Below are 25159 nucleotides of genomic sequence, written 5' to 3' on the forward strand. Positions count from 1 at the left end.
GCGCCCCACGACGGCAGCCCGGGGGCTGCTGTGTTTCCGGTGCCGGAAACCGGGAGTCCGGGGCGCGGACCACTCCCGGCCGCGACGGTCGGACGGTGGTCAGCGGTCGGAGGTCCGCATCTCGAACCAGGTGGTCTTGCCCCGGGGCAGCAGATCCACCCCCCATCGGTCGGAGAGCTTGTCGACGAGGAAGAGCCCCCGCCCGCTGACGTCCATCTCGCGCACGGGCATCAGGCACGGCAGCCCGCGCGAGGGGTCGCGCACCTCGATCCTGATCCAGCCGCGGCGGCGCAGCATCCGCAGGCCGAAGACCCGGGCGCCGGTGTGCCGCACCGCGTTGCCCACGAGCTCCGAGACGAGCAGTACCGCGTACTCGGAGATCTGCGGCGAGAGCGCCCACTGCCGGAGCACCACGTGCGAGGTGAGTCGTCGCGCATGGGCCGCGGATTCCGGGCGGGAGGGCAGTCGCACCTCCCCCTCCGCCGGATCGCCGAACAACTCCAGCGCCTTGTACGCCTGTTCTTCCTCGCCGGTAGTCATCCAGCGTGCCGCCGTCGCGCCTGCGCGCGGTCGCGGCTGTTCCACACCCTCCAGGCCCGCCATGCACACCATCATGGCCGCACGGCGCGCGCCCGGGGGCCGTTCCGGAGGAATCACCACCGCGGAACGCAATAATCCGCGACATTCGCACGACATATGCCATTGGCAGAATGTCGTGCGGAACCGCGGCTCTGACCTGCGAAAACAGCACCTCCGGGCGCATGTGCCCGCTCACGCCGACGGCCGGATCCCGAGAGCTCCTCAAGATCCGGCCGATCCGCCCGCACGGATGAACCGGCGTCCGTCCGTGCGTAACTGACGTTCAATCAGAGAAAGACGGCCTTGCCCGGCCCCTCCTCCACGAAGCTGCGCATACCGCGTTCCCGGTCCTCGGTGGCGAACAGCCCGGCGAACCAGTTCCGTTCGATCGTGAGCCCGGTGTCGATGTCCGTCTCCAGTCCCGCGTCGATGGATTCCTTGGCGGCGCGCAGCGCGAGGGCCGGCCCCTTCGCGAGGGCGGCGGCCCAGGCGCGGGCCTGCTCGTACACCTCGGCGGCGGGCACCACACGGTCCACCAGGCCGATCGCCAGGGCCTCCTCCGCCTTCACGTGACGGCCGGTGAAGATCAGGTCCTTGGCCCGGGAGGGGCCGACCAGCCGGGCGAGCCGCTGGGTGCCGCCCGCGCCGGGGATCAGCCCGAGCAGAATCTCGGGCTGGCCCAGCTTCGCGTTGTCGGCGGCGATCCTGAAGTCGGCGCACAGCGCCAGTTCGCAGCCGCCGCCGAGCGCGTAGCCGGTGACCGCCGCGACGACCGGCTTGGGGATCCGGGCCACCGCGGTGAACGCGTCCTGGAGCGCCTTGGACCGCACGACCATCGCCGTGTGGTCCATCGCCCGCATCTCCTTGATGTCCGCGCCCGCCGCGAACACCTTCTCGCCGCCGTAGAGGACCACGGCACGCACGTCGTCGCGCCGGGTCGCCTCCTCGGCGAGTTCGCGCAACCGGTCCTGGGTGGCCACGTCCAGGGCGTTCATGGGCGGTCGGTCCAGCCGGATGGTGCCGACGCCGTCGCTTGCTTCGAGGGTTACGGTCATGGGAGGAGGTTAACCGTCGTCAGGGCCTGTTCTGAGTCCGCCCGCGGGCGGACTCAGAACAGGCCCTGACGACGGCGGGCCCGGTGCCGTCGGTCACAGCACCGGGCCCGCCCGTGTTCCGTACGACGGGAGCCTGTTCCGTACTCCCCCGGCTCCCGTCCTCCGTGCGACGGGAGTTACGCGGTCCACTCCGACCAGGACATGTTCCAGCCGTTGAGGCCGTTGTCCGGCTGGATCGTCTTGTCCTGGGAGTTCTTCACGATCACCACGTCACCGATGAGCGAGTTGTCGAAGAACCAGGCCCCGGAGGTCTTCTTGCTCCAACCGCCGCGCACGTCCTGGAGGCCGACGCAGCCGTGGCTGGTGTTGGCGGAGCCGAAGACGCCGGAGCCGCCCCAGTAGTTGCCGTGGATGAAGGTGCCGGAGGTGGACAGCCGCATGGCGTGCGGGACGTCCTTGATGTCGTACTCGCCGCCGAAGCCGACGGTGTCACCGTTCATCCGGGTCACCTTGAGCTTCTCGCTGATGACCATCTGTCCGTTGTACGTGGTGGTCGCCGGGGCGCCCGCCGAGATCGGGATGTCCTTGATCTGCCGGCCGTCGCGGACGACCTTCATCCGGTGCGACTTGGCGTCGACGGTGCTGATCTGGCTGCGGCCGACGGTGAAGGAGATCGTCCTGGTCTGCTTGCCGTAGACCCCCGGACGGCCCTCGACGCCGTCGAGGTCGAGCTTCACGGTCACCTTGGTGCCGGCCGCCCAGTACTTCTCGGGGCGGAAGTCGAGGCGGTCGTTGCCGAACCAGTGGCCCTCGATCGGCACGGACGGCTCGGCCTTCACCTCGATGGCCTTCTCGACCGCCTCCGGGTCGGTGATGCCCCGGGTGAAGTGGATCGAGACGGGCATCCCGACACCGACCGTGGAGCCGTCCTCCGGGGTGTACTGCCCGATGAAGGTGTTCTGCGGGACCAGCGTGGTGAAGCTGGTGTCCTTCGCCGACTCACGACCCTTCGTGTCCTCGGCGACGACATGCACCTTGTACTTGGTCGCGGCGGCCAGATGCCGGTCGGGCGTCCAGCTGGTGCCGTCGGCCGCGATCTTCCCCTCGACCTCGGCGCCCTTGGCGTCGGAGACCTTCACCGTCGTCAGCTTCCCCTGCGAGGCGGAGATCTTCAGCGCCCCGCTCGTGGCGACGGACTCGGCCCCGTCCTTCGGCGCGACGGTCACCACCGCCTGCGAGGCGGTGGTGTCCTCGACCTTCGCTCCGTCCTTGCCGTCCCGGCCGGCGCCCCCGGTGTCGTCCCCGCCGCACGCCGTCACCAGCATCAGCAGCGCCCCCAGGGCCAGAGCCAGTGGTCCGGTGGCCCCGCGTCCTCGCCGTTCGCTGCCCGTCCCGGCCGATCTCCCCGATATCGGCTGCCCGTTCAATGTGTTCGTCTCCCCTCGCATGGCCCGGCCCCGCCAAGGCCCCGGGGGCCCAGGGCCCCCTCCCCCGCGCGCTGCACATGCGCGCTCAGCGAAAGATAATCACACTGGTCGCGACGAGAAGACCCCTCGGATGTCACCGTTCAGTCCCAACTCGTCCATCCGGACGTCTCCGAGGGACGGCACCGAGCGAATCCGAACGTCTTCCAGGGACAGGACGGGACCGGACGGGCACACGCCGGGGCGGCGGGCGCCCTCGGGGGACGTGGGTGGGCCTCCGGGCTCGTGGGTGGGCCTCCGGGCTCGTGGGTGGGCCTCCGGGCTCGTGGACGTGCTTCCGGAGCAACGGGCGCATCGGCGGGGTCAGGGTCGGCGAAGAGCGGAGCCCGCCTTCCACTTCTTCCAGCTCAGGTTCCAGCCGCTGAGCCCGTCGTCCGGCGCGACCGGCCTGCCCCGGGAGTTGACGACCTCGATCACGTCGCCGACGAGGGTCCGGTCGAAGAACCAGCCGGCCGGGGTGTCGCTCCCGCCGCCCGGCACGTCACGGAGTCCGACACAGCCCCGGCCGACGTTCGCCGAGCCGAAGGCCCCCTCGTCCGACCAGTGGTCGCCGTGCAGCAGGACGCCGGAGCCGGTGAGCCGCAGGGCGTGCGGGATCTCCCCGCCGTCGCCCCCGCGGCCGCAGTCGGCCGCACGGCCGTCCGCGCGGATCGCGTCGTACATCTCGCCGACCACCATCCGGCCGCTGTACGTGTCCGCGCCAGGGCGTCCCGCCGTGATCGGGACGGTGGCGACGAGCTGGCCGTCGCGGCGGACCTCCATCGTGTGCGCGGCCACGTCGACCAGGGACGTCTGGGAGCGGCCCACCCGGAAGGCGACCGTCCTGTCCTGGCTCCCGTACACGCCGGGCGCGGCCTCCACGTCCCGCAGCCGCGCCGTGACGGTGACCTCGGTGCCCGGTGCCCAGTACCCGGCGGGGCGGAGGTCGAGCCGGCCGGCGCCGAACCAGTGCCCCACCACCTCGACCTTCGGCACCGTGGTCACCTGGACGGCCCGCTCCACGGCGGCCCGGTCGACGACCGGCCGGCCGAAGGCGACGGAAACGATCGTTCCGGTGCCCACCGTGGCACGGTTCTCCGGGGTGACCCGGCCGGTGAAGCGGTGCTCGGGGACGGCGGTGGTGAAGGTGGTGCGCCGGGCGACCTCGTGTCCGTCACCGTCCACGGCGACCGCGTCGACGCGGTAGGTGGCGGCGAGTCCGAGCCGTCCCTTCTCCCCCTCCGCCGACGACGTCCAGGAACGGCCGTCGCGCGCGAGCCGGCCCGGCACCCGCTGCGGCTGTGCGTCCTCGATCCGGGTGACCCCGACCCTCTTCAGCCGCCCCTCCGGAACCCTCACCTCCACCCGGCCGTCCGGAGCGATGTCCCGTGCCCCGTCGCCGGGGGTGACCAGGATCGCCCTCTCCGGGGAGCGGCGCCCGTCCCCGAAGGCGGCGGGGCCGCCGGTGCAGCCGCTCAGTACGGCGGCCAGTGCGGTCAGTGCTCCCAGTGCCCCCGGTACGGCGACACGTCCTGTCCGTGCCGGCACGGTGGCCGCGCGAGCCACCGGCCTCTTCGCTACGTGGTCCACGTCCCCCCAACGACGCGTGCCGGTCAGGGGCAACGTGCGCAGCCGCGCCGATACGGGTGCGGGTGGAACGGGGGGCGGGTGTCCCGATGCGGGGGAACGGGGCGGGCGGCGTCAGCCGAGGATGCCCCGGTCGTAGCCGATCGCGACGGCGGCGGCCCGGTCCTTCGCCCCGAGCTTGGCGAAGACATGGGTGAGGTGGGTCTTCACGGTGGCCTCGCTGATGAACAGTTCGGCGGCGATCGCGCGGTTCGAGGTGCCCTTGGCGACGAGTACGAGCACCTCGCGCTCGCGGGCCGACAGCGGTTCGTTGCCCGCTGCGGACGGGGTGCGCACCCGCGAGACCAGCCGGGAGGCGACGGCGGGCGAGAGGACCGTGCGGCCGTCGGCCGCGGCGCGGACGGCGTTGAACAGCTCCTCGCGGGGTGCGTCCTTGAGCAGGTAGCCGGTCGCGCCCGCTTCGATCGCGGGCAGCGTGTCGGAGTCGGTGTCGTACGTGGTGAGCACGAGCACCCGGGCGCGGGCACCGCGCCGGGTGAGTTCGGCGATGGCGGCGACCCCGCCGCCGCCCGGCATCCGCAGGTCCATCAGCACGACGTCCGGATCGAGCCGGGCGACGAGGTCGACGCCCGTCACCCCGTCCGGGGCCTCCCCGAGGACCCGGAACCCGGGCGCCGATTCGAACATGCCGCGCAGACCGTCCCGTACGACGGGGTGGTCGTCGACGACGACGAGCGTGATGACGTGTGCGGGTTCCTCAGCCATGACGGGGCCAACCGTACTCCGTCCTGGTCACCGCCCCTCCCGGACCAGGGGCACCAGGGCGCGGACGGCGGTGCCCCGGCCCGGTTCCGTCTCCAGTTCGACGGTTCCCGCGACGCGTTCGGCACGGGCGCGCATGCCGCCGAGTCCGAAGCCTCCCGCCCCGCCGCGCGGCGGCAGGGCGGACGGGTCGAAGCCCCGGCCGTCGTCCCGTACGTCCAGGCTGAGTTCGTCGTCCATGAACGACAGGGTCAGGCCGACCCGTGAGGCCCCGGCGTGGCGCCCCGCGTTGGCGAGGGCCTCCTCGGCGATCCGGAGCAGGGTGGCGGCGATCTCGTCGTGGACCGGTTCGACCGTGCCGGTGACGGTGAACTCGGCCCGGATTCCGATGCGGTCGGTCCAGTCGTCGACCGTCTTGCGCAGCGCGCCGGGCAGATCGTCGTGCACCAGCGCGGCCGGGACCAGGCCGTGGACCGAGCGGCGCGCCTCGCCCAGGCTGTGCCGGGCCAGGCCGGTCGCCCGGTCGAGGTGACGGCGCGCCAGTTCGGGATCGGTGTCGGCGACCGAGGCCACCACCTGGAGCTGGGCGATGATGCCCGCCAGGCCCTGGGCGAGGGTGTCGTGGATCTCGGCCGCGAGCCGCCGCCGCTCGTCGGCGACGCCCGCCTCCCGGGCCTGGACGAGGAGTTGGGCATGCAGGCCGGCGTTCTCTGCGAGGGCCTGTTCGAGACGGGCGTTGGCGGACTCCAGCGCGTCGATGGTGTCGGCCTGGGCCCGTACGTGCTCGGCCTCCCGGTCGCCGATCTGGGCGAAGACCATGGTGAGTGTCGCGTGCAGGGCGAAGAGGATGCCGAAGGCGGCCCAGTTCATGGGGCCAGCCGGCGGGAAGCCGCCGCACTGCGACCCGGCCAGGATGACGGCGGTGGCCAGCAGCCCGGTACGGACGGCTCGTTCCGGGAGCAGTCGGGCGGCGTCGAAGTAGCCGATGACGGCGAAGATGGAGAAGAACGGGTTGCACCAGGTCAGCGCGAAGGCGAGCAGCGTACGGACGCCGAAGTAGAACACCGCCCGGCGCGACCCGGACGGCGCGGCGGCCCCGGCCCGGCTCCACCAGAGCTGGAGGACGAGCGTCGGCGGGACGAGCACCACGGCGACGCGGATGTCCGCTTCGGACATGATGGCTCCGGCGGTCACCGCCGAGATCACGATGCTCAGGGCGAGCGTGCAGTACGGCCCGTAGCGGAAGAACCGTTCCCACCACTGGGCCGCCGTCCCCGGTCCGGTCCGGTGCGTTCGCGTCGTGTCCCCCGTGTCCATGGGTGAAGTGTGGCCGAGAAACGCCTCCCGCGGGCCGAGAGACGTCTCCCGCGGGCCGGGGAACGCCTTCCGCGGGCCGGTGTCCGGGAGCGTGGGCAGGGGCGGGAGCGGGTTGCGCCCGCGGATCGCACGGGCCCTGGAAGCGGTGGCTCCCAACGGTCACTCCCAGCGGAACAGACGGGTCGCCAGCAGCGTCGCGAGCGCCGTCCACAGGGCGACCACGCCCAGGTGTACCCAGCCGGGCCAGCCGCCGGACGCCGCCTGGTCCAGTGCCTGGGAGGCCGCGCCGAGCGGGGTGACCTGGACGATGTGGCGAAGGGTGTCGGGCATGGACTGCACCGGGATCCACACCCCGGCGGTGAACATCATCACCAGCGAGACCGCCGATCCGACGGCGGTCGACGCCTTGGCGGTGCGGGAGAGCGCGCAGACCAGCGCGCCGATGGCGAGCACGCCCGCGACCGCCAGGAGCAGGGCCAGCGCGTAGCCGAGCGGCTGCTTCGGCAGCCGTACGTCGAAGGCCGTCCGGCCGACGGTCAGGACCAGGGCCCCCGAGACGAGAGCGGCGCCCCCGTGCAGCGCAAGCTGCACGGTGAGCAGGACGGACGGCCGTACCGGGGTGGTCGACATGCGGCGCAGGATGCCGCGTTCGCGGTATCCGGTGAGGACCTGTGGCATGGTCTGCCCGGCCATGGTCATGGCGAGCAGCACCGCCACGGGAACGTAGAGGTCGATGACGCGACGGCCGCCGAGCGCGTCGTCGGGTTCTCGGAAGGACGGGATCAGGCCGAGGATCGTCATCAGCGCGGCCGGGAAGACGAGGATCCAGAACAGGCTGCCGGGTTCGCGGAGGAACAGCCGTGTCTCGGTCCGCAGGACGGCCGCCCACGGGGCCCGGGTCCTCGACTCCCCGGCGGGCGCGGCGAGGGCGTCGGTGTGCGTCGTGGTCATCTCAGGCCGCCTGTTCGGTGAGGTCGAGGTAGGCGTCGTCCAGGGTCGCCTCGGAGACGCGGAGCTGATGTGCGGTGACGCGGAGCCGGGCCAGCAGCGAGATCACGGCGTTGACGGTCTCGTCGGTGCCGTGGATGACGATCCGTCCGTCCTTCCGCTCCACGCCGGACGCGCCGGGCAGCGTGTCGAGTTCGGTGTCGTCCAGGGGCCGGGACGGCGTGAAGGAGATGACCGTTCCGCCGTCGGCCCTGCGGATCAGCCCGGACGGGGTGTCGAGGGCGACCACCTCGCCCTTGTCGATGACGGCGACGCGGTCGCAGAGCCGCCGGGCCTCCTCCATGAAGTGGGTGACGAGAAGGACCGTCACGCCGCTGTCGCGCACGTCCTCGATGAGTTTCCAGGTGTCCCGGCGAGCCCGCGGGTCCAGGCCGGTGGTCAGCTCGTCGAGCACCACGACCTGCGGATTGCCGACCAGGGCGAGCGCGATGGACAGCCGCTGCTTCTGACCGCCGGACAGCTTGGTGTACCGGGTGGCGTACGAGGTGTGCAGGCCGAGCCGTTCGGCCAACGCACGCCAGTCGGCGGGGGACGGGTACAGGGCGCTGTACAGCTCCAGCGCCTCGGCGACGGTGATCTTCGGCTGGAGCTCGCTCTCCTGGAGCTGGGCGCCGAGCAGCCGGGTCACCCGGTCGTGGTCGGCCACGGGGTCGAGACCGGCGACGCGGACCGTACCGGCATCGGGGATCCGCAGCCCCTCGACGCATTCGACGGTGGTGGTCTTGCCCGCCCCGTTGGGCCCGAGGATGCCGAAGATCTCCCCGGCCTCGACGGAGAAGCTCACCCCGTCCACCGCGGGCCGCCCGCCGTACGCCTTGCGCAGGCCGTTGACTTCGATGATTGCCATGCCACGAGGATCGTGGCGGGCGCGGCACCGCACCATCGTCCATCGCGCTCGAAGGTGCATCGTCCGATCGGTTGACCGGGACGTACGACCCGTGGCCCGGTCACCTGCCGGACCGCCCCGTCCGCGACGGGGTGTCACCACGGTCGGCCGAAAACCACATGAGCGAGGACCACGGCGAACCGTAGGCTCGGCTGTGATGCCCGAAAAACATGTAGACCCCAAGGACCGGTCCACAGTGCGCTCCCTGCTGCGGCTGTGGCCCTACGTGAGACCGGTGCGGGGGCGTCTGTTCAGCGCCGCGATGGTCGCCGTCGTGGCGTCCTGCGTGGGTCTGGTGATCCCCCTCGTACTGAAGTGGATGGTCGACGGGCCGGTGGCGGACCGGGACCCGGGCGGGGTCTGGCTCGGTGCGCTGTACCTGCTGTTGCTGGGCCTCGCCGAGGCCGGACTCTTCGGGCTGCGGCGCTGGCTGGTGGCCCGGCCGATGGCCGGGGTCGAGGCGGCGATGCGAGCCGATCTGTACCGGCACCTCCAACGGCTGCCGGTGGCGTTCCACGACCGTTGGCCATCGGGGCAGTTGCTCTCGCGCGCGACCACGGACCTGATGCTGCTGCGCATGTTCCTGGCCTTCCCGCTGATCTTCCTGCTGGTCAACGGCACGACGATCCTGGTCGGTTTCGTCATTCTGCTGATGCAGCAGTGGACGCTGGGGCTGGTGCTGCTCGCTCCGGTGGTGCCGCTGGTCGTCGTCTGCTCGCTCTTCGAGACGAAGTACTCGGCCGTGGCGCGCAGGGCCCAGGACCAGGTAGGCGATCTGACCACGGTGGTCGAGGAGAGCGTCCTGGGCATCCGCATCATCAAGGGCTTCGGCCGGCACCGCAGTCAGGCCCGCGCGTTCCGCGCGCTCTCCGAGCGGCTGCGGGAGACGGAACTGGGCAAGGCGCGGCTGCTCGCGGGAATCTGGGCCGTCATCACCACGGTTCCCGAACTGGCCATCGGGGCGGCCCTGGTCCTCGGCACGATCCAGGTCGCCGACGGCGGTCTCTCGGCAGGCACCCTCGTCGCCTTCCTCTCCACTGCCCTCGCGCTGCGGTGGCCCATCGAATCGATCGGCTTCCTGCTCGCGATGAGCCAGGAGTCGGCGACGGCGACGGAGCGGTACTTCGAGGTGATGGACGTGGCGGAGGAACGCGACGAACTGTCCGAACCGACCGGACCCACCGAAGCGACCGGACCGACCAAAACGGCCGGAGCGGCCGACGAAGCCGGTACGGCAGGCGCGGGAGCCCGTACGGCAGGCGCGGGAGCCCGTACGGCAGGCGCGGGAGCCCGTACGGCAGGCGCGGGAGCCCGTACGGCAGGCGCGGCGGACGGGGTTCCGGCGGACGGGCCGACGGACGGCCGGGAAGGCATGGTGTTCGAGGGAGTGGAGTTCCGCTACCCCGACGCCGATCCCGGCTCCGCGCCGGTGCTGTCCCGGATCGATCTCAGCATCCGTCCCGGCGAGACGATGGCCCTGGTCGGGGCCACGGGCTCGGGGAAGACGACGCTCACCGCCCTCGTGCCCCGTCTGTACGAGGCCACCGCGGGACGGATCACGCTCGACGGCCGGGACATCGCCGCCATGTCCCGGCAGGAACTGCGCGGGCTGGTGTCGGTGGCGTTCGAGGAGCCGACGCTGTTCTCCGCGACCGTCGGGGAGAACGTCCTGATGGGCGCCGACGGCGCCGGACAGGACGAGCTGCGCCGGGCGCTCGCGATCGCGCAGGCCGACTTCGTGCACGACCTGCCCGACGGCATCGGCACCCAGGTCGGCGAGCAGGGCCTCAGTCTCTCCGGCGGACAGCGCCAGCGCCTCGCGCTGGCCCGCGCCGTGGTCGGCAGGCCGCGCTTCCTGGTGCTCGACGATCCGCTCTCCGCCCTGGACGTGCACACGGAGGCGCTGGTGGAGGCCGCGCTGCGGCAGGTGCTGGAGGAGACGACAGCGATCGTGGTCGCGCACCGCCCGTCCACGGTGATGCTCGCGGACCGGGTGGCGCTGCTCTCCGAGGGCCGGATCGTCGCCGTCGGCACCCACCAGGAGCTGCTGCGCGGCAACGCGGAGTACGCCCGGCTGATGTCGGGCGACGGCGATGACACGGAGCAGGACGCCTTCCCCGACCCGCCCACCGACGGCCGCCTCGTGCCGGACGTCGCCGCCGAGAAGGACCGCACCCGATGACCAGTACGACGACGACCGGCCCCGGCGGCCGACCCGACACGCACGAGGATTCCGGCGCCCCGTCCGAAGACGTCGGCCCCGGCAGCGGCACCGGGGACCGGTTCGACCGCGACGATCTGCCCACTGCCCCGGGCGCCACCCGCGCGCTGCTGTTCTCGTTGCTCCGGGCGCACCGGACCCGGGTGCTGGTGGCGGCGCTGTTGCTGCTGGTCCAGCAGGCGGCGGTGCAGGCGGGCCCGCTGCTCGTCGCGTACGCCATCGACCGGGGCGTGCCCGCGTTCCGCGAGGCGGACCACGGGCCGCTGATCGCGGTGGCCGTCGGGTACGCGCTGTGCTCAGTGGCGGCGGGAGGCATGCAGTACGCCTTCATCGCGGTCTCCGCGCGGATCAACCAGGACGTGCTGCTCGATCTGCGCGGCCGGATCTTCCGTCACGCGCAGGCGCTGAGCGTGGACTTCCACGAGCGCTACACCTCGGGCCGGCTGATCTCCCGTTCCACCACGGACGTGGAGTCGCTGCGGGAGCTGCTCAGCGAGGGGCTCCAGGAACTCATCACCGTGATCCTGTCGTTCCTCTCCATCTCGCTGATGCTGCTGTGGCTGGACCTCGGCCTCGGCGCGGCGGCCGTGCTGTCCTTCGTCCCCCTGTATCTGCTGGTGCGCCTCTACCAGCGGCGGGCCGGGGTGCTCTACGCGGCGCGGTCGACGGCGATCGCCGCGGTCATCGTGAAGTTCGCCGAGTCGATGAACGGCATCCGGCCCGTCCAGGCGTTCCGGCGGGAGCGCGTCAACGACGCGCACTTCGAGAAGCTCAACCACGCGCACCGGTGGGCGAACGGCAGCGCCACGTTGGAGATGGCGCGCTACGTCGTCGGCTCCCGGCTGGTCGCCAACACGGCGGTCGCGGGCATCGTGCTGTGGGGTGCGTACCGGGTGGCGTCGGGCACCCTGGCACTCGGGGTGCTGGCCGCGGCCGTGCTGTACCTGCGCCGGCTGTACGACCCGATCGACCGGCTGGGCATGTTCCTCAACTCCTACCAGTCGGCGGCGGCTTCACTGGGGAAGATCGCGGGTCTGCTGGCCCAGACCCCGTCCGTTCCCGAGACCGCGGACCCGAAGGAGTTGCCCGCCCTCCCGGGTGAGCACCCCGGCCGTGAGGTCGTCTTCGACTCGGTGCGTTTCGCGTACCGCACGGGCGGCGAGGTGCTGCCCCGCTTCGACCTGACGATCCCGGCCGGTCAGACCGTCGCCGTGGTCGGTTCGACGGGCGCGGGCAAATCGACGCTCGCCAAGCTGCTGGCCCGCTTCTACGACCCTTCGGAGGGCCGGGTGCTGCTCGACGGCACGGACCTGCGGGACCTGGCCGTGCCCGAGCTGCGGCGGGGCGTGGTGATGGTGACGCAGGAGGCGTTCCTGTTCTCCGGGACGGTCGCCGAGAACATCGCGATCGGCCGACCGGACGCGACGCGCGAGGAGATCGAACAGGCGGCCCGTGCGATCGGCGCGCACGCGTTCATCGCCGGCCTGCCGGAGGGCTACGACACGGACGTACGCAAACGGGGCGGCCGGATCTCGGCCGGTCAACGCCAACTGGTCGCGTTCGCACGTGCGTTGCTGGCGAACCCGTCGGTGCTGATCCTGGACGAGGCGACGAGTTCGCTGGACATCCCCGGTGAACGGGCGGTGCAGCGAGCCATGGACACGGTCCTGCACGGTCGTACGGCGGTGGTGATCGCCCACCGCCTGTCGACCGTGGAGATCGCGGACCGGGTCCTGGTGATGGAGCACGGCCGCATCGTCGAGGACGGCACCCCGTCCGAACTCATCGGCGGCACGGGCAGGTTCGCGGGCCTGCACCGTGCGTGGCGGGAGAGCCTGACGTGAGGCCGGCGCCCCGGACCCGGCCGACCGGCGGCTCGGGTCCGGGAGGGCCGACGGCCCGGACCCGAGCGGAGCGCGGCGCCATGACCGTGGGCGTCGCGGGTCAGCGCTAGTGCTGTGACCGGCAAGGTTTGCCCGGAAGGAGCGTCGTCCGGTGCGTGCGAGCGTGCGTGCCGGACGGTGCGACGGGGCAAACGTTGCCAGTCACGGCACTGGGTGCTGTGGCCGGAAAGGTTTACCGGCTCGCGACGCCCGGCACGGCACCTCGCCGCGTTGTCGCATCACCCGAGTGCGTCCCGCACGAGGGCGATCCTCCGCCTTGCAATGCACCGCACCGGACGCCGCGAGCTTCCCGGTAGACGTCTCCGGCCACAGCACTAGCCGAAATCCCCGAGCTCGCCGATGAGCCGCCGACGGGCCGCATCCAGCTGTTCGGAGTACGAGGAATCGAAGACCGCCGGCGACTGCGTCTCCAGCGCCCCGCTGATCCTGAACAGAGCCGACCAGACCGCAGGGTCGTCGACGAGCGCCGAGAAGTCCTCCCGGTGCATGACGCGGCTCATCCAGTCGGACAGGACGAGTGCCTGGTCGTCCGTCAATTCGATGTTCACGGGGATCCTTCTTCGTCTCGTTGCCCTCGCGTCGGCGACCCGGTACTACAGCTTCCCGTCCCGCAGCAGGTAGGTGAGCTGATCGCCCGAGGACCGCCATCCTCCGAGGTACTCTCCGACATTCGGGCCGTTCGCGGCGAACGATGCGTGCAGTCCGGTGTCGTCCACGTAGTGGACGGCGTCCCGCCCCCGGTACGTACCCTGGATGCGCCGCGTTCCCGGATTCTTCACGAACTGTCCGATGGCCCGGATGAATGCCTCCCCGTTGGCCTTGTTGTACGGACCCTTCACGCCGAAGTCCTCGGCGTGCCTGACGCCCTGGTCGCTCGTCCGCATGTAGTGATGCGGAAGCTTGTCGGGCGACATCCAGTTCGATCCACAGCCGGGCCCACTGTTGTGCACCAGTACGGGAGTGGTCCCCGCCAGCACGTAATACGTGTGGAGATCGCCGACGGTGAGGTCGTGCGTACGCCGCAGGCCCTTCTCGTCGGCCACGCCCGCGACCCGGAATGACGCGCCCGTCGGGCTGCGCAGTTCGTCGCCGGGGCGGATGTCCTCCGCGTCGGCCCAGCGCCTGGCGCCGGTCAGCCAGAACGGGTGGTTGTCGGTGGCGGTGAGGGTGGCGCGACCCCGGTCGGTGACGACGGTGAGGCGTGTGAAGTCCTTGTCGTCCTCGGTGGTGATGGTGTCGGTGACCGGGCGTGCGGCGGTGAGTCCGGTCTCCGGATCGGTGGCGGTCACCCGATCGCCGACGCGGACCGCCTCGATGGAACGGGTGGTCCCGTCGGCGAGGAGCACCTGCGTGCCGGGCGGGAAGCTGTGGAGCTTGACGCAGTTCGCGCCGTCCCGTTCGCGCCGGACGCGGTCCACGAGTTGCTTGACCTCGACGGTGGCGAGGGCGCGGGCGTCGATCAGGGTGCTGGCACGCAGCGGGATGCTGTAGCGGACCGTACGGCCCCCGCTGGCGCGGGACTCGGCCAGGGCATCGGCCCGGTACTTCGCGGCGACCGAGGTGTAGACGGGGCCTGCGCCCGGGTTGGTGCAGGTGAGGGTGCCGGAGACGGAGTTGCCGCTGAGCGGGAACGTGCCGCGGCTGCTGGTGCAGCGTCCCGCGGACTGTCCGCCGATGGTGAAGGTCGCGCTCATGACGGCGGTGACCTTGCCGTCGGTGACACGGCTCCTCGCCCCGGTGGTGACCTTTCCGGTGAACTTCTGGTGGGCGGTGCATCCCCCTGAACCGCAGTTCAGGTCCCCGGAGCCGTCGAGCGTGAAGTTGATGCCCTGGTCGCTCGCGTCCTTGAGCTGATCGGCGTAGGCGACCAGGGTGTCGTACATCGCCTTGACGGCTTCACCGACGATCGGGGTCAGGTCCATCCCCTCGGAGCCGCCGTCGGCCAACGGTCCGGTGGTCACCCGGGGGACCTCGGTCGGCCGCTTCCCGTCCCGCCACTTGCCGATCGTCTCGGACAGGTCGTAGGGCTCCAGCCGCAGGACCCGGTACGGCTTGTTCCGGGTGACGAGGAGACGGCCGGCGGAGGTGTCGATCCCGAGGGCGGGTGTCCCGTTCACCGTGGTCGTCCGCCTCGGCGTCGAGGCATCCGACCGCGGGGCGTCGGCCAGGACCTGGAGTGCGTGCGACAGCTGGGCCGCCAGCTTCGACGGGGAGGGCCGCTGATCGAGTATCTCGTCGAGGATGTCGGAGTTGCCGTAGAACCCGACCGTCCACGCACCCGGCGCCTTCGTGCCCGGCGCCTTCGTGCCCGATGCGGAGTCCGCGTCGGGGACCGGATCCACCTTCCAGCGGGTGAAGTCCTTCCGCCCGATCCGCAGGACGTCGCGGTCGTGCCGCTTGATGCCGGAGCTCGTGCTGCCGAACTGGTTCCCGGAGGCGGTGACGGTGATGTCCCGCTCGGTGATGCCGGCGATCGCCGTGTCCCGGTAGCGCAGCCCGTCGGCGCCGCCCAGGTCGTCGACCGCCTCCTCGAACGGCCGCAGGTCACGTCTCGCCACGGCCGGGGCGGATTCGGAGGAGGAGGAGTCCACCCAGGTCAGCAGCCCGCCCACCAGCGCCAGGACCAGAGCCCCGACCGCGGCGAGGAGCAGCACGCGCCGCCTTCCGGACAGCGCCCGGAAGCGCTCTCTCCAGGAGCGGCGCACCGGCGCCGGTGGGTGATCGGGCGGTGGTGGTACGAACGGGGCACCCGACGGCGGCTGTCCCGCGGCCCGCCACTGTCCTTCGGCGGGACCTGGCTCGGTCATGACTTCCCCTCATCTGTGTCGACGTCGCGCCACCGCTTCGGCGGAGCCATGGCGGCCGCGGTACGGGGCGCCGGCCCGGCGGGAACGTCTCCCGCCCCGGACCGGCCCGCCCCGCTTCCGCGCACCACCGACTCAACGCCCCTTCACATCACCCGAGTTGACGGAGTCCCGGCGCACACCACTCAGTGTGGGGGTCCAACTCCCTTAACTGGAAGCCTTTCTAGAAAAAAATCCAGAAGGAGTGTTCTACGCTGTCCGTGTCGAGACCCCCAGGGCATCCGTCCCACGAGACCGAGGACGTCCGTTCGATGAGACCGAAGCAGCAGCGCGGTGAAGCCACGGTCGAGCAGGTACTGGAGGCAGCGCTGCGGATATACGCCTCCGAGGGTGAGGCCGGCCTCACCGTCGGCGCGATCACCAAGGCCAGCGGGGTCAGTTCCGGCAGCGTCTACCACCACTTCGGCAACCTGCACGGCGTTATCGCCACGCTCGCGCTGCGTTCGGTGGGCCGGCTCCTGGACGCGCTGACCACCGCGCTGGAGCAGGCGACCGACGCCCGCTCCGGCGTCCGGGCCGTCGTCCGGACCTACCTCGACTTCGCGCAGGCCCATCCGGAAGCGGCCCGGCTCATGCACTCCGTCACCGCGGACCACGAGCTCATGACCCGCACCGGGCAGATCCGTGAGTCCCAGGAGGCCCGACTGACGCCGATCGCGCTCTGGATCCACGCCCACACGAAGTCCGGCGAACTCGCCGATCTCCCCACCCCCGTGATCGAGGCCCTCGTCCTCGGCCCGGTCGTCGCCGTCGTCCGCCGCTGGCTCACCGTCGGCGACCTCGATCTGGCGGAGGCCGACCGCACGCTTCCCGACCAGATCTGGCGCGCCGTCAGCAACGCCCGTACCGACTCGCCCGATACGGGTACTTCCTGACCGGGCGGAACAGGGCCGGGCGGAACAGAACCGGGCGGAACAGGGCCGGGCGAGGCGGAACCGGGCGGAGCGGAACCGGGCAGCCGTCCCGCCGGGCCGACCGCCGCGACCCGGACGCCGCCCGCATGACGGCTACCGGCACCGGGCCACACGTTCCGCGGCCAGACACGTGCGGACCATCGTCACCCGTACCGTCGGGCCGCCTATGCCGCACTTGATGACGTAGAAGAGGAAGAGATTGGTCGAGGTCACGGCCAGCGCGTACACATAGACGTCGTGCAGTATCCCCAGGTACAGGAAGGTGCCGATGGTGAGCACGGCGGTGGCGTAGAACAGCGAGGTCGGCACCCACTGGGTGAGCGCGGCGAAGCCGGTGATCTTGCCGTCGTCGCCCGGGACCGTACTGAGGCCGAGCCGGCGTGAGCGGGTGATGACGGCACGGACGTAGGCGAGGACCAGGAAGTTCGCCAGCCAGGTCAGGCACTGTCCGATCGCCGAGTTGAGGGGCCACCAGCGGGGTTCGACCAGGGTGATCGCCAGGACGAGCATGCAGGGCACGACGGCCATCACCCGCATGACCGCCTCGGTCGCCAGGGCCAGCCGGGTCAGCCCGCCCGCCCGCCATCCGATGGTGAGCGGGGTGAGGCCGGAGAACAGCGTCTGGTAGTACTTCGGCGCGGCGATGGCGTAGGAGAGCCCGACCATCCGGGCCGGGAGGTTGGCCCGCCAGTCCGGCAGCCGGTAGTCGTCGTGCCGCCACGAGTCCACGATCGGGAGCCCATCGGTGCCTCCGTCGACGTGCTGTACCAGTTCCACCAGCTTGTTGCCCCAGTCGAGGCCGAGATCGCGCAGCAACCAGGTGATGACGATGGCGTTCGTCACCGCCCAGATCAGCGCGGACACCATCGCCCAGAGGAGCAGCCAGTGGCCGAAGGGGCGGCGGTGCGCGTCGGGCCGGGCACTCTGCTGGCGGTGCATCCGCCACAGCCTCCATTCCCGGCCCGGGTCACCGGACAGGGGGCGCAGCAGGCCGGGCAGCGCCCGCCAGCCGGTTTCGATCCGCAGCTCGGACTCGCCGTTCTCGGCGGTCCGCACCGTCTCCAGTTCGGTGAGGAAGGCGGTCTTCAACTCCGCGTAGGAGAAGGAGGGTTCCGTCCCCGTGCCGAACACGATCAGTCGGCGTGCCGGGTCGGCGTCGATCAGGTCCTCGATGAAGCGGGCCAGTTGCACGGCGCGCATGTAGAAGATGTCCGGGACCACACCGTCGGTGTCGGCACGTCCGGTGCCGAACGTGATCAGCAGCCGGCCGAGCGAGTAGAGGTCGGCACGGGCGATCTCGCTGTCGCCCGCCCTGACCTCGGGGGCGATGTAGAAGGACTCGGTCCCGGGTGTGCCGGTGATGGTATGGGTGTAGAGGTAGTTGCGTCCGAGGTCGACGAGCCGGAACGCGCCGTCGGTGTCGGACACGATGATGTTGGAGGGCGAGAGGTCGGCGTGCACGCCCGTGAGGCGGCCCTGCGCGGTGGCCTCCCGTGCGACGCGTTGCAGGTCCGCCAGCGCGTCGAGGAGCAGCACCCCGTTCTCCCGGAGGCGGTCGAGCCGGAGACGGAGCGCCTGGCCCGCCGCTCCGGACGCGTCCGGGTCGTCGTCCTCCCGGAGGAGTTCGGCGAGCGTCCTGCCCTCGATGAAGTCCATCAGGATCCAGCTGTCGAAGCTGGCCCAGACCCGCACCAGGTGCCGTGAGCCGGTGTCGGCGGTGCCGTACGTCTCGGCGTACTCGCGGGTGGCGCGGGTCAGGGTCGGGATCCTGGTGAACGGGTACAGGATGAGCTTCAGGGCGAACTCCGGGCGGGTCCCGTGCACCGCACCCGCCGCGGTGCCGCGCAGGATCAGCGAGGTGCTGCCGTGCCGGTGGAAGGCCAGATCCCCTCGGATCGCACCCCATTCGCGCTCGGCCGGATCGGTGGCGGCGTCCGCGCGGCGGCGTCCCGGGCGTGGCCGGGGGTGGTGGATCTCCGCGATGGTGTCCGCGACCGCTGCCTCCGTGACGAGTACGCCGCAGACGGCACCGCAGTCGTGCGTCAGTGCCCGTCCGCCACCGGGACCGGGACCGGGCGGCGGCTGCGGGAGCGAACGTTGGGCCTCGGACTCGGCCAGGCCCAGCAGGGTCAGCAGGTACAGGCCGACGAAACCGAACAGCCCGGCGTGGCTCGCCCGGTGCCGTTCGCTCCGCTCACGGTGTCCGAGGCACCAGGCCGTCAGGACGGTGATGGTGTCCTGCCGTCCGCCGGGCCCGAACCGGTCGTCGAAGGAACGCTCGTCCAGCGGAACGTCCTGGAGCAGCAGCCGCCACGACGCGAGGCGGCGGGTCCGTGCTCGGGCGGTCTCCGGTGTCCCGTCGGCGGGCAGTAGCAGAAGCTCCCGCAACCGGGCCAGGTCCCGGTCGCTATGGCCCCTCAGCTCGCGCAGTGCCGCGACCAGCAGGTCCGGGGTCGCGCCTCGGTTCTCCATTCTCGGTGTCCACCACCATCAGTCTCGGCATGGTGCGGATGCCTCCGCGACGGATCAGCTCGACGGACCGGCGCTCGGTGGCGCAGAAGGCGATCCCGTACGCCGCGCGGGCCCCGTCGAGGAGTCGGCGTTGGTTCAGCTCGTGGCGCTTGATCTCCGGCATCCAGGGCAGCGGAGCCAGATCGAGGACGTACGGCGCATCGGCCGCCGGGTCCGTGCGCATCCGGCGCAGCCGTTCCTGGTCCCGGCGCTTCTGCCGGATCGCCGCCAGGTAGCCGCGGCCGAGCCCGGCGCGCATGCGCTCCAGGTGCAGGCCGGTGAGGCGGTGCGCGAGGGTGAGTCCGCCGCTCGCCGCCCGCATCGGGCGGGTGCTGAGGGAGAGGACGTGCGTGCAGCCGTCGTCGACCGCGAGCCGGAAGGGCAGTGCGGTGAGCACCCCGCCGTCGACGGCGCGCCTCCCGTCCGGCGTCGGGACCGTACCGGGCAGCGCGACGGGCAGCCAGGCGGAGGCCCGCAAGGTGTCCTTGAGGTCCCGGCGGCCGGCGAAGTCCCGCAGCACGACGGTCCGCAGGGCGTCGACGTCGGTGACCGGCACGGCCAGCGGGATCGGCGAGGCGATGACCGCCTCGTAGTCGAGGGGCTTGACCTGTTCCATGACGCGGTCGAAGGAGTACGACAGATCGAGGATCGGCCGCCTGCGCAGCGCCCGGGAGAAGTCGACGAACTGTTTGGTCGTCAGGTCGTCGTAGTAGATCGAGAGCGGATACCAGGTCTCCCCGGCCAGGAAGTAGGCCGCGTTGATGCCTCCGGAGGAGCAGCCGTAGACGACATCGAAGGCGTTCTTGTAGCCGTAGTCCTCCAGTTGGGACAGCATCGCCGCCGAGACGACTCCCCGCATGCCGCCGCCCTCCACGGCGAGCGCCACGCACGCCCCGTCCTCGCGCCGCCCCGGCAGGCTCCCCGAGGCGCGGCGGGCGCGCAGGATCTCCAGGACGGGATGGTCCGGGTCCCAGTACCCGGCCCCGCTTCCGGCATCAGGCACCCGCATGGCACCACCCCCGCTGGAACATGCCCGGGTTTTCCCGCCACGACACGTCACGGGGCGGGGCCGCCCACACACCCTGCCGGACGACGATGCGAAAGGCCGTGCGCACGGGCACCAGATCGCCGAGCCGTACGCCGCGTCAGCGTACGGGTGCACGGAGTGGACTCACTCACTGACTTTCCGTAACGATTCCGGAGTCGGGAGCGAGCGCCGGGACGACGTGAAGTCCCCTTTGCTCGAACGGAGTTGCGGGCCAAGGGAAGGCAGGTACCAGTCGTGACGGACAGCGCGGAGGCGGGCAGTGCGGGGGCGGGCAGCACGACCGCGGGCACGACGGAGCCGGGCAGTACGGCCGCAGGCTTCGCGGAGTCGGGCCGTACGGCCACCGGCAGTACGGTCGCGGGCAGTACGACGGCGGGCATCGGGGTCGCGGGCAGTGGATTCGCCAACGACCAGCTCGCCTGCGGCGGCGAACCGGAGGCGTCGGACAGCCTCAAGGCGTTCGGCGCGGTCGTCAAGGCGTTCCGCAAGCGGGCGCGTCTGACACAGGAGGAGTTCGCCCCGCGGGTCCGGTACTCGGTTCCCACGGTCGCCTCCATCGAGCAGGGCCGCCGGTTCCCCTCGCTCGAATTCGTGGAGCGGGCGGAGGAGGTCCTGGACGCGTTCGGCGCGCTGCGGGGAGCGGCGCGGCATCTGACGCGGCGGCCGGGCATCGCGAACTGGTTCCGGCGGTGGGCGGGTGTCGAGGCGGAAGCGGTGAGCCTGTACACGTACGAGTGCCGCGTGGTGCCGGGCCTGTTGCAGACGGAGGCGTACACACGGGCGGTGTCGCTCAGCGTGCCGCCGTTGCCGGACGAGGAGGAACTGAACGCGCGCATCGCGGCACGACTGGACCGCCAAGAACTGCTGTCCACGCGCCGGAAGCCGCCGACGGCGTTCAGCTTCATCGTGGAACAGGCGGTGCTGGAACGGCACACGGGCGGGGAGGACGTGACGCGCGACCAGTTCGACCACTTGTTGAACGTGGTCGAACGGCACTGGAACATCGAGTTCCAACTGATGCCGCTGCGGCGGCCGATGCACGCGGGGTTGGACGGGCCGATGCGACTTGCGGAGACACCCGAGCACCGGTGGTTCGGGTACTCCGAGGGGCAGAAGAACGGGCGCTTCATCACCGATCCGAAGGAGATCAGCGTGCTCCACCGGCGATATGCTTCACTGCGCTCACAGGCCCTGACCCCTGAGGATTCCCTCAGCCTGTTGAAGCGAATGCGAGGAGCGCTATGAGCACGTCCGAACTGACCTGGTTCAAAAGCAGCTACAGCGGCTCCGAGGGCGACGACTGCGTCGAGGTAGCGATGTCCCGGGCCGCCTCGGAGCCGGCCTCGGCCGTCCACGTACGGGACTCGAAGCTGGACCGGAGCCCCCGACTCACCGTCACCCCCGAGGCATGGTGCGACTTCCTGCCGTACGCGACGCACGGCTGAGCACTCCCTCCATACGAACACGAGAAGCGCCACGCTCTCGTGCCCCGGCCCCGTCACCGCACACCGCGGCGGTGACGGGGCCGACCGGAACGCCGGTGCCTCGGCTCTTCCCGCACGATCCAACGGCCCGCCCGCCCCGGCCGACGAAAGCCCGCGCCAGGCCCTGCGTCCGAGTCGCCCAGGTCGCCCGAAACCTTCGAAATCCGTTACCGGGCACGGTGATCGATCCGTAGGGTGCGCGCCGTGGACACCACCTACCGGCGCCTCGCCGCCTCCGACACCGACTACCTGGCCGACTTCCTGATCAACGAGTCGTGGCCGTTTCACGGGCCGACGGTGCTCGACCGTGACACCGTCCGACGGCGGGTCCGCGAGGGCTTCTACGACGGTGACGACAGCCGGACCTTCTGGATCATCGAAGGCGGTGAAAGAGCCGGTCTTATCCGGCTGTTCGACCTCTCCGACGTGCCCCACGGAGGCGCGCCGCTGTTCGACCTCAGGATCGGCGGAGCCCACCGCGGGCGCGGTCTCGGCGGACGGGCCCTGGCCTGGCTGACGCACTATCTGTTCACCGAGTTCCCCGAACTCCGGCGGATCGAGGGCACCACGCGTCAGGACAATCGCGCGATGCGCCGTACTTTCCTCTCCAGCGGTTACGTCAAGGAAGCGCATCACCGCGATGCCTGGCCCGGCGAGGGGGGACGCGTCCACGATGCGGTCGGATACGCGATCCTGCGCCGGGACTGGCTCTCCGGCGTGACGACGCCGCCGGACTGGAACGACGAGTAGCCTGCGAAGAACCCGTCGAAGCGAATGCGAGGAGTGCAATGAGCGCGTCCAAGCCGACCTGGTTCAAGAGCAGTTACAGCGGATCGCAGAGCGACGACTGCGTCGAGGTGGCGATGTCCCGGTCCGCCTCGGCAGCGACCACGGCCGTCCACGTACGGGACTCCAAGCTGGATCGGAGCCCCCGGCTCACCCTCACCCCCGACACCTGGCGGAGCTTCCTCTCCTACGCCACCCGGGACTGAGAACTCCACAACACGCACGCGACGCCCCGCCCCGACGCAGACCGGGGGCGGGGCGTCGCGTTTCGCCTCCGCACACGCCCCACCCCCGACCGTCGGGGCTTGAAGTCGCCGCCGCGCGGCTCCGGTCGGTGTACGGGCTCGGGGCCGCACCGCCCACCTCGGGCATAGCGAAGAGTTTCAGCCACACGCCACACCATCTCGGCCACCGTGAACACCCGCCGTGGGAGTCGATGTTCGAATACGGCCGTCACCGGGCCGTTACCGCCCCGCGCTATGGATTCAGCCGGTGCGGGCCCCTCTACGGCACCCCGGTGTTGATCGGTGAAACGTCCGCTTAACGAACATGGTCTCTCCGGCAACGAACGAGATCCGGCCAAGTTGTTGACGCGCTCCTGACAGGAACGCCCTCCGGCTGACACTCTTCACCCCGTTCTGCGCACTTCTCATTCGTCGGCCGGCTGACACCCACCGGCCGGTACCCCCCTTGCAGAAGGAGTTCGCGTGAGATCCACGCCCAGCCGTCGCGCCACCGCGACCGGTGCTCTGATAGCCGCAGCGGCGCTTCTCGCCGTCGGCGTCCAGGCCGGCACGGCCACCGCCACCCCCGGCAACACGACCGCGGCAGCGGCGACCGCCGGCGCCAAGTTCGGTGCACTGGCAAAGCAGCTCACTCCCTCCCAGCGTGCCGAGCTGATCCGCGAGGCCGACGCGACCAAGGCGGCCACGGCCAAGGAGCTCGGACTCGGCTCCCAGGAGAAGCTCGTCGTCAGGGACGTCGTCCAGGACAACGACGGCACCACGCACACGCGTTACGAGCGCACCTTCGCGGGCCTCCCGGTGCTCGGCGGCGACCTGGTCGTCAAGGAGTCCAAGTCCGGCGCGACCCAGGGCGTCACCAAGGCGTCCAAGGTCACCAGCGGCCAGCTGAAGGCCGTGGACACGAAGGCCGATGTCGCGCCCGCCGTCGCCGAGAAGCAGGCGCTCGGGCTCGCCAAGGCCGAAGGCTCCAAGAAGACCGAGGCGGACCGGGCGCCCCGCAAGGTGGTCTGGATGGCGCAGGGCGCGCCGCAGCTCGCCTACGAGACCGTCGTCGGCGGCCTCCAGGAGGACGGCACGCCGAACGAGCTGCACGTCATCACGGACGCCACCACCGGCGCGAAGCTGTACGAGTGGCAGGGTGTCGTCAACGGCGTCGGCAACACGCAGTTCAGCGGCCAGGTCACCCTGGGCACCTCGGGTTCGTACACGCTGACGGACGCGGGCCGCGGCAACCACAAGACGTACAACCTGAACCACGGCAGCTCCGGCACCGGGACGCTGTTCTCGAACACCACGGACGTCTGGGGCAACGGCACCCCGCAGAACGCCGAGACGGCCGGCGCCGACGCGCACTACGGCGCGGCGGAGACCTGGGACTACTACAAGAACGTCCACGGCCGCACCGGAATCAAGGGCGACGGCGTCGGCGCGTACTCCCGCGTCCACTACGGCAACAACTATGTCAACGCGTTCTGGCAGGACAGCTGCTTCTGCATGACGTACGGCGACGGCAGCGGCAACGCGAACCCGCTGACCGCCCTCGACGTGGCGGCGCACGAGATGTCGCACGGCGTCACCGCCAACACCGCGGGCCTGATCTACAGCGGCGAGTCCGGTGGCCTCAACGAGGCGACCAGCGACATCTTCGCCACCGCGGTCGAGTTCTACGCCAACAACGCGTCCGACAAGGGCGACTACCTCATCGGCGAGAAGATCGACATCAACGGCGACGGCACCCCGCTGCGCTACATGGACAAGCCGAGCAAGGACGGCGCGTCCAAGGACGCGTGGTACTCGGGCATCGGCAACATCGACGTCCACTACTCCTCGGGTCCGGCGAACCACTTCTTCTACCTGCTCTCCGAGGGCAGCGGCAAGAAGACCATCAACGGCGTCGACTACGACTCGCCGACCTCCGACGGTCTGCCGGTGACCGGCATCGGCATCAACAAGGCCGAGAAGATCTGGTTCAAGGCGCTCAGCACCAAGTTCACCTCCACCACGAACTACGCGGCGGCCCGCACCGGCACCCTCGCCGCGGCCGGTGAGCTGTACGGCACCACCAGCGCCGAGTACAAGGCCGTCGCCGACGCCTGGGCCGCCATCAACGTCGGCTCGCGTCCCGGCGGCGGCGACCCCGAACCCGGCGGCAAGGTCTTCGAGAGCACCGCCAAGGTCGCCATCCCGGACCGCGGCACGGCCGTCACCACCTCCGTCAACGTCACCGGTGTCACCGGCAACGCCCCCAGCACCCTCAAGGTCGGCGTGGACATCACCCACACCTACCGCGGTGACCTGGTCATCGACCTCGTCGCCCCGGACGGCGGCACCTTCCGGCTGAAGAACGCCCAGCTCGGCGACTCCGCGGACAACGTCGTGGAGACCTACACGGTCGACGCCTCGTCCAAGGTCGCCAACGGCACCTGGAAGCTCAAGGTCCAGGACATGTACTCGGGCGACAAGGGCACCATCAACGGCTTCAAGCTGACCTTCTGAGACGGCTTCGGGCCGACTCTCCGAGACCT

The 25159-nt window shown here is 71.0% G+C and carries 20 protein-coding genes; 8 read left to right on the forward strand and 12 right to left on the reverse strand.

The features are described 5' to 3' along the window. Positions 1–99: 99 nt before the first annotated feature. The 8 genes from ACFYY6_RS04800 to ACFYY6_RS04835 all read right to left on the reverse strand — a co-directional run bounded on the left by ACFYY6_RS04800 (position 100) and on the right by ACFYY6_RS04835 (position 8618). Positions 100–615: an ATP-binding protein gene (locus ACFYY6_RS04800; RefSeq protein WP_351525073.1), complete on the reverse strand. Its 516-nt coding sequence runs from the start codon at positions 613–615 to the stop codon at positions 100–102. A 251-nt stretch (positions 616–866) separates the two neighbouring features. Beyond that, positions 867–1634, reverse strand: coding sequence for an enoyl-CoA hydratase/isomerase family protein (locus tag ACFYY6_RS04805; protein WP_351627117.1), 768 nt, complete (start codon positions 1632–1634; stop codon positions 867–869). Positions 1635–1810: 176 nt separating this feature from the next. Beyond that, complete coding sequence (locus ACFYY6_RS04810; RefSeq protein WP_351631123.1) at positions 1811–3061, reverse strand: Ig-like domain-containing protein; 1251 nt, start codon at positions 3059–3061, stop codon at positions 1811–1813. Between the two features lie 360 nt (positions 3062–3421). Further along, positions 3422–4687 (reverse strand): Ig-like domain-containing protein, encoded by a 1266-nt coding sequence (locus ACFYY6_RS04815; protein WP_386609261.1) that lies wholly within the window; start codon positions 4685–4687, stop codon positions 3422–3424. A 111-nt stretch (positions 4688–4798) separates the two neighbouring features. Beyond that, complete coding sequence (locus ACFYY6_RS04820) at positions 4799–5449, reverse strand: response regulator transcription factor (RefSeq protein WP_351525281.1); 651 nt, start codon at positions 5447–5449, stop codon at positions 4799–4801. A 27-nt stretch (positions 5450–5476) separates the two neighbouring features. Continuing rightward, positions 5477–6763 (reverse strand): sensor histidine kinase, encoded by a 1287-nt coding sequence (locus ACFYY6_RS04825; RefSeq protein WP_351631116.1) that lies wholly within the window; start codon positions 6761–6763, stop codon positions 5477–5479. 159 nt (positions 6764–6922) lie between these two features. Beyond that, a complete protein-coding gene (locus tag ACFYY6_RS04830; RefSeq protein WP_351525283.1) occupies positions 6923–7714 on the reverse strand; it encodes an ABC transporter permease in 792 nt (263 codons plus the stop codon). 1 nt (position 7715) lies between these two features. Beyond that, on the reverse strand, positions 7716–8618 hold the full coding sequence (locus tag ACFYY6_RS04835; protein ID WP_351525284.1) for an ABC transporter ATP-binding protein: 903 nt from the start codon (positions 8616–8618) through the stop codon (positions 7716–7718). A 196-nt stretch (positions 8619–8814) separates the two neighbouring features. Between ACFYY6_RS04835 and ACFYY6_RS04840 the strand changes: the two genes are divergently transcribed. Together ACFYY6_RS04840 and ACFYY6_RS04845 are read left to right on the forward strand one after the other, a co-directional pair. Next, complete coding sequence (locus ACFYY6_RS04840) at positions 8815–10839, forward strand: ABC transporter ATP-binding protein (RefSeq protein WP_389191689.1); 2025 nt, start codon at positions 8815–8817, stop codon at positions 10837–10839. After that, entirely contained in the window at positions 10836–12722 is a 1887-nt protein-coding gene (locus ACFYY6_RS04845) for an ABC transporter ATP-binding protein (RefSeq protein ID WP_351631108.1), read from the forward strand. Before ACFYY6_RS04840 ends, ACFYY6_RS04845 begins: the two co-directional genes overlap by 4 nt. 374 nt (positions 12723–13096) lie before the next feature. On the opposite strand, the gene ACFYY6_RS04850 is transcribed toward ACFYY6_RS04845, so the two are convergent. Together ACFYY6_RS04850 and ACFYY6_RS04855 are read right to left on the reverse strand one after the other, a co-directional pair. Then, positions 13097–13330: a hypothetical protein gene (locus ACFYY6_RS04850; protein WP_351520884.1), complete on the reverse strand. Its 234-nt coding sequence runs from the start codon at positions 13328–13330 to the stop codon at positions 13097–13099. A gap of 45 nt (positions 13331–13375) precedes the next feature. Further along, complete coding sequence (locus ACFYY6_RS04855; protein ID WP_389191692.1) at positions 13376–15589, reverse strand: polymorphic toxin-type HINT domain-containing protein; 2214 nt, start codon at positions 15587–15589, stop codon at positions 13376–13378. 308 nt (positions 15590–15897) lie between these two features. On the opposite strand from ACFYY6_RS04855, the gene ACFYY6_RS04860 reads away from it, so the two are divergent. Beyond that, positions 15898–16521, forward strand: a complete 624-nt coding sequence (locus ACFYY6_RS04860) for a TetR/AcrR family transcriptional regulator (protein ID WP_351520880.1) — start codon at positions 15898–15900, stop codon at positions 16519–16521. Positions 16522–16653: 132 nt separating this feature from the next. Here the strand turns inward: ACFYY6_RS04860 and ACFYY6_RS04865 are convergent, their stop codons facing one another. Both ACFYY6_RS04865 and ACFYY6_RS04870 read right to left on the reverse strand, forming a co-directional pair. Beyond that, the gene (locus ACFYY6_RS04865) at positions 16654–19032 is read right to left on the reverse strand and encodes a hypothetical protein (RefSeq protein ID WP_351520878.1); all 2379 of its coding nucleotides are present in this window, start codon (positions 19030–19032) and stop codon (positions 16654–16656) included. Then, a complete protein-coding gene (locus ACFYY6_RS04870) occupies positions 18968–20080 on the reverse strand; it encodes a patatin-like phospholipase family protein (RefSeq protein WP_351520877.1) in 1113 nt (370 codons plus the stop codon). The genes ACFYY6_RS04865 and ACFYY6_RS04870 overlap by 65 nt, the downstream gene beginning before the upstream one ends. 417 nt (positions 20081–20497) lie before the next feature. On the opposite strand from ACFYY6_RS04870, the gene ACFYY6_RS04875 reads away from it, so the two are divergent. The 5 genes from ACFYY6_RS04875 to ACFYY6_RS04895 all read left to right on the forward strand — a co-directional run bounded on the left by ACFYY6_RS04875 (position 20498) and on the right by ACFYY6_RS04895 (position 25130). Beyond that, positions 20498–21364: a helix-turn-helix transcriptional regulator gene (locus ACFYY6_RS04875; protein WP_351520890.1), complete on the forward strand. Its 867-nt coding sequence runs from the start codon at positions 20498–20500 to the stop codon at positions 21362–21364. Next, positions 21361–21564 carry a DUF397 domain-containing protein gene (locus tag ACFYY6_RS04880; protein WP_351520875.1) on the forward strand — a complete coding sequence of 68 codons (204 nt, stop codon included), beginning with the start codon at positions 21361–21363 and terminating at the stop codon, positions 21562–21564. The genes ACFYY6_RS04875 and ACFYY6_RS04880 overlap by 4 nt, the downstream gene beginning before the upstream one ends. A 243-nt stretch (positions 21565–21807) precedes the next feature. After that, positions 21808–22353, forward strand: coding sequence for a GNAT family protein (locus ACFYY6_RS04885; protein WP_351520873.1), 546 nt, complete (start codon positions 21808–21810; stop codon positions 22351–22353). 38 nt (positions 22354–22391) lie between these two features. Next, positions 22392–22595 (forward strand): DUF397 domain-containing protein, encoded by a 204-nt coding sequence (locus tag ACFYY6_RS04890; RefSeq protein ID WP_388648085.1) that lies wholly within the window; start codon positions 22392–22394, stop codon positions 22593–22595. A gap of 501 nt (positions 22596–23096) precedes the next feature. Further along, positions 23097–25130 (forward strand): M4 family metallopeptidase, encoded by a 2034-nt coding sequence (locus ACFYY6_RS04895; protein ID WP_351520870.1) that lies wholly within the window; start codon positions 23097–23099, stop codon positions 25128–25130. The last annotated feature ends 29 nt before the right edge of the window (positions 25131–25159 follow it).

Origin of the sequence: Streptomyces sp. NPDC001750 (genome assembly GCF_042892615.1) — a bacterium.
GTDB lineage: Bacteria > Actinomycetota > Actinomycetes > Streptomycetales > Streptomycetaceae > Streptomyces.

What these genes read in the sequence shown, in the direction of transcription:
- ACFYY6_RS04800 (WP_351525073.1), bottom strand. Translation starts at nt 615, where the DNA reads ATGATGGTGTGCATGGCGGGCCTGGAGGGTGTGGAACAGCCGCGACCG.
- ACFYY6_RS04890 (WP_388648085.1), top strand. Translation starts at nt 22,392, where the DNA reads ATGAGCGCGTCCAAGCCGACCTGGTTCAAGAGCAGTTACAGCGGATCG.
- ACFYY6_RS04870 (WP_351520877.1), bottom strand. Translation starts at nt 20,080, where the DNA reads ATGCGGGTGCCTGATGCCGGAAGCGGGGCCGGGTACTGGGACCCGGAC.
- ACFYY6_RS04880 (WP_351520875.1), top strand. Translation starts at nt 21,361, where the DNA reads ATGAGCACGTCCGAACTGACCTGGTTCAAAAGCAGCTACAGCGGCTCC.
- ACFYY6_RS04845 (WP_351631108.1), top strand. Translation starts at nt 10,836, where the DNA reads ATGACCAGTACGACGACGACCGGCCCCGGCGGCCGACCCGACACGCAC.
- ACFYY6_RS04860 (WP_351520880.1), top strand. Translation starts at nt 15,898, where the DNA reads ATGAGACCGAAGCAGCAGCGCGGTGAAGCCACGGTCGAGCAGGTACTG.
- ACFYY6_RS04825 (WP_351631116.1), bottom strand. Translation starts at nt 6,763, where the DNA reads ATGGACACGGGGGACACGACGCGAACGCACCGGACCGGACCGGGGACG.
- ACFYY6_RS04830 (WP_351525283.1), bottom strand. Translation starts at nt 7,714, where the DNA reads ATGACCACGACGCACACCGACGCCCTCGCCGCGCCCGCCGGGGAGTCG.
- ACFYY6_RS04840 (WP_389191689.1), top strand. Translation starts at nt 8,815, where the DNA reads ATGCCCGAAAAACATGTAGACCCCAAGGACCGGTCCACAGTGCGCTCC.
- ACFYY6_RS04835 (WP_351525284.1), bottom strand. Translation starts at nt 8,618, where the DNA reads ATGGCAATCATCGAAGTCAACGGCCTGCGCAAGGCGTACGGCGGGCGG.
- ACFYY6_RS04865 (WP_351520878.1), bottom strand. Translation starts at nt 19,032, where the DNA reads ATGGAGAACCGAGGCGCGACCCCGGACCTGCTGGTCGCGGCACTGCGC.
- ACFYY6_RS04805 (WP_351627117.1), bottom strand. Translation starts at nt 1,634, where the DNA reads ATGACCGTAACCCTCGAAGCAAGCGACGGCGTCGGCACCATCCGGCTG.
- ACFYY6_RS04855 (WP_389191692.1), bottom strand. Translation starts at nt 15,589, where the DNA reads ATGACCGAGCCAGGTCCCGCCGAAGGACAGTGGCGGGCCGCGGGACAG.
- ACFYY6_RS04820 (WP_351525281.1), bottom strand. Translation starts at nt 5,449, where the DNA reads ATGGCTGAGGAACCCGCACACGTCATCACGCTCGTCGTCGTCGACGAC.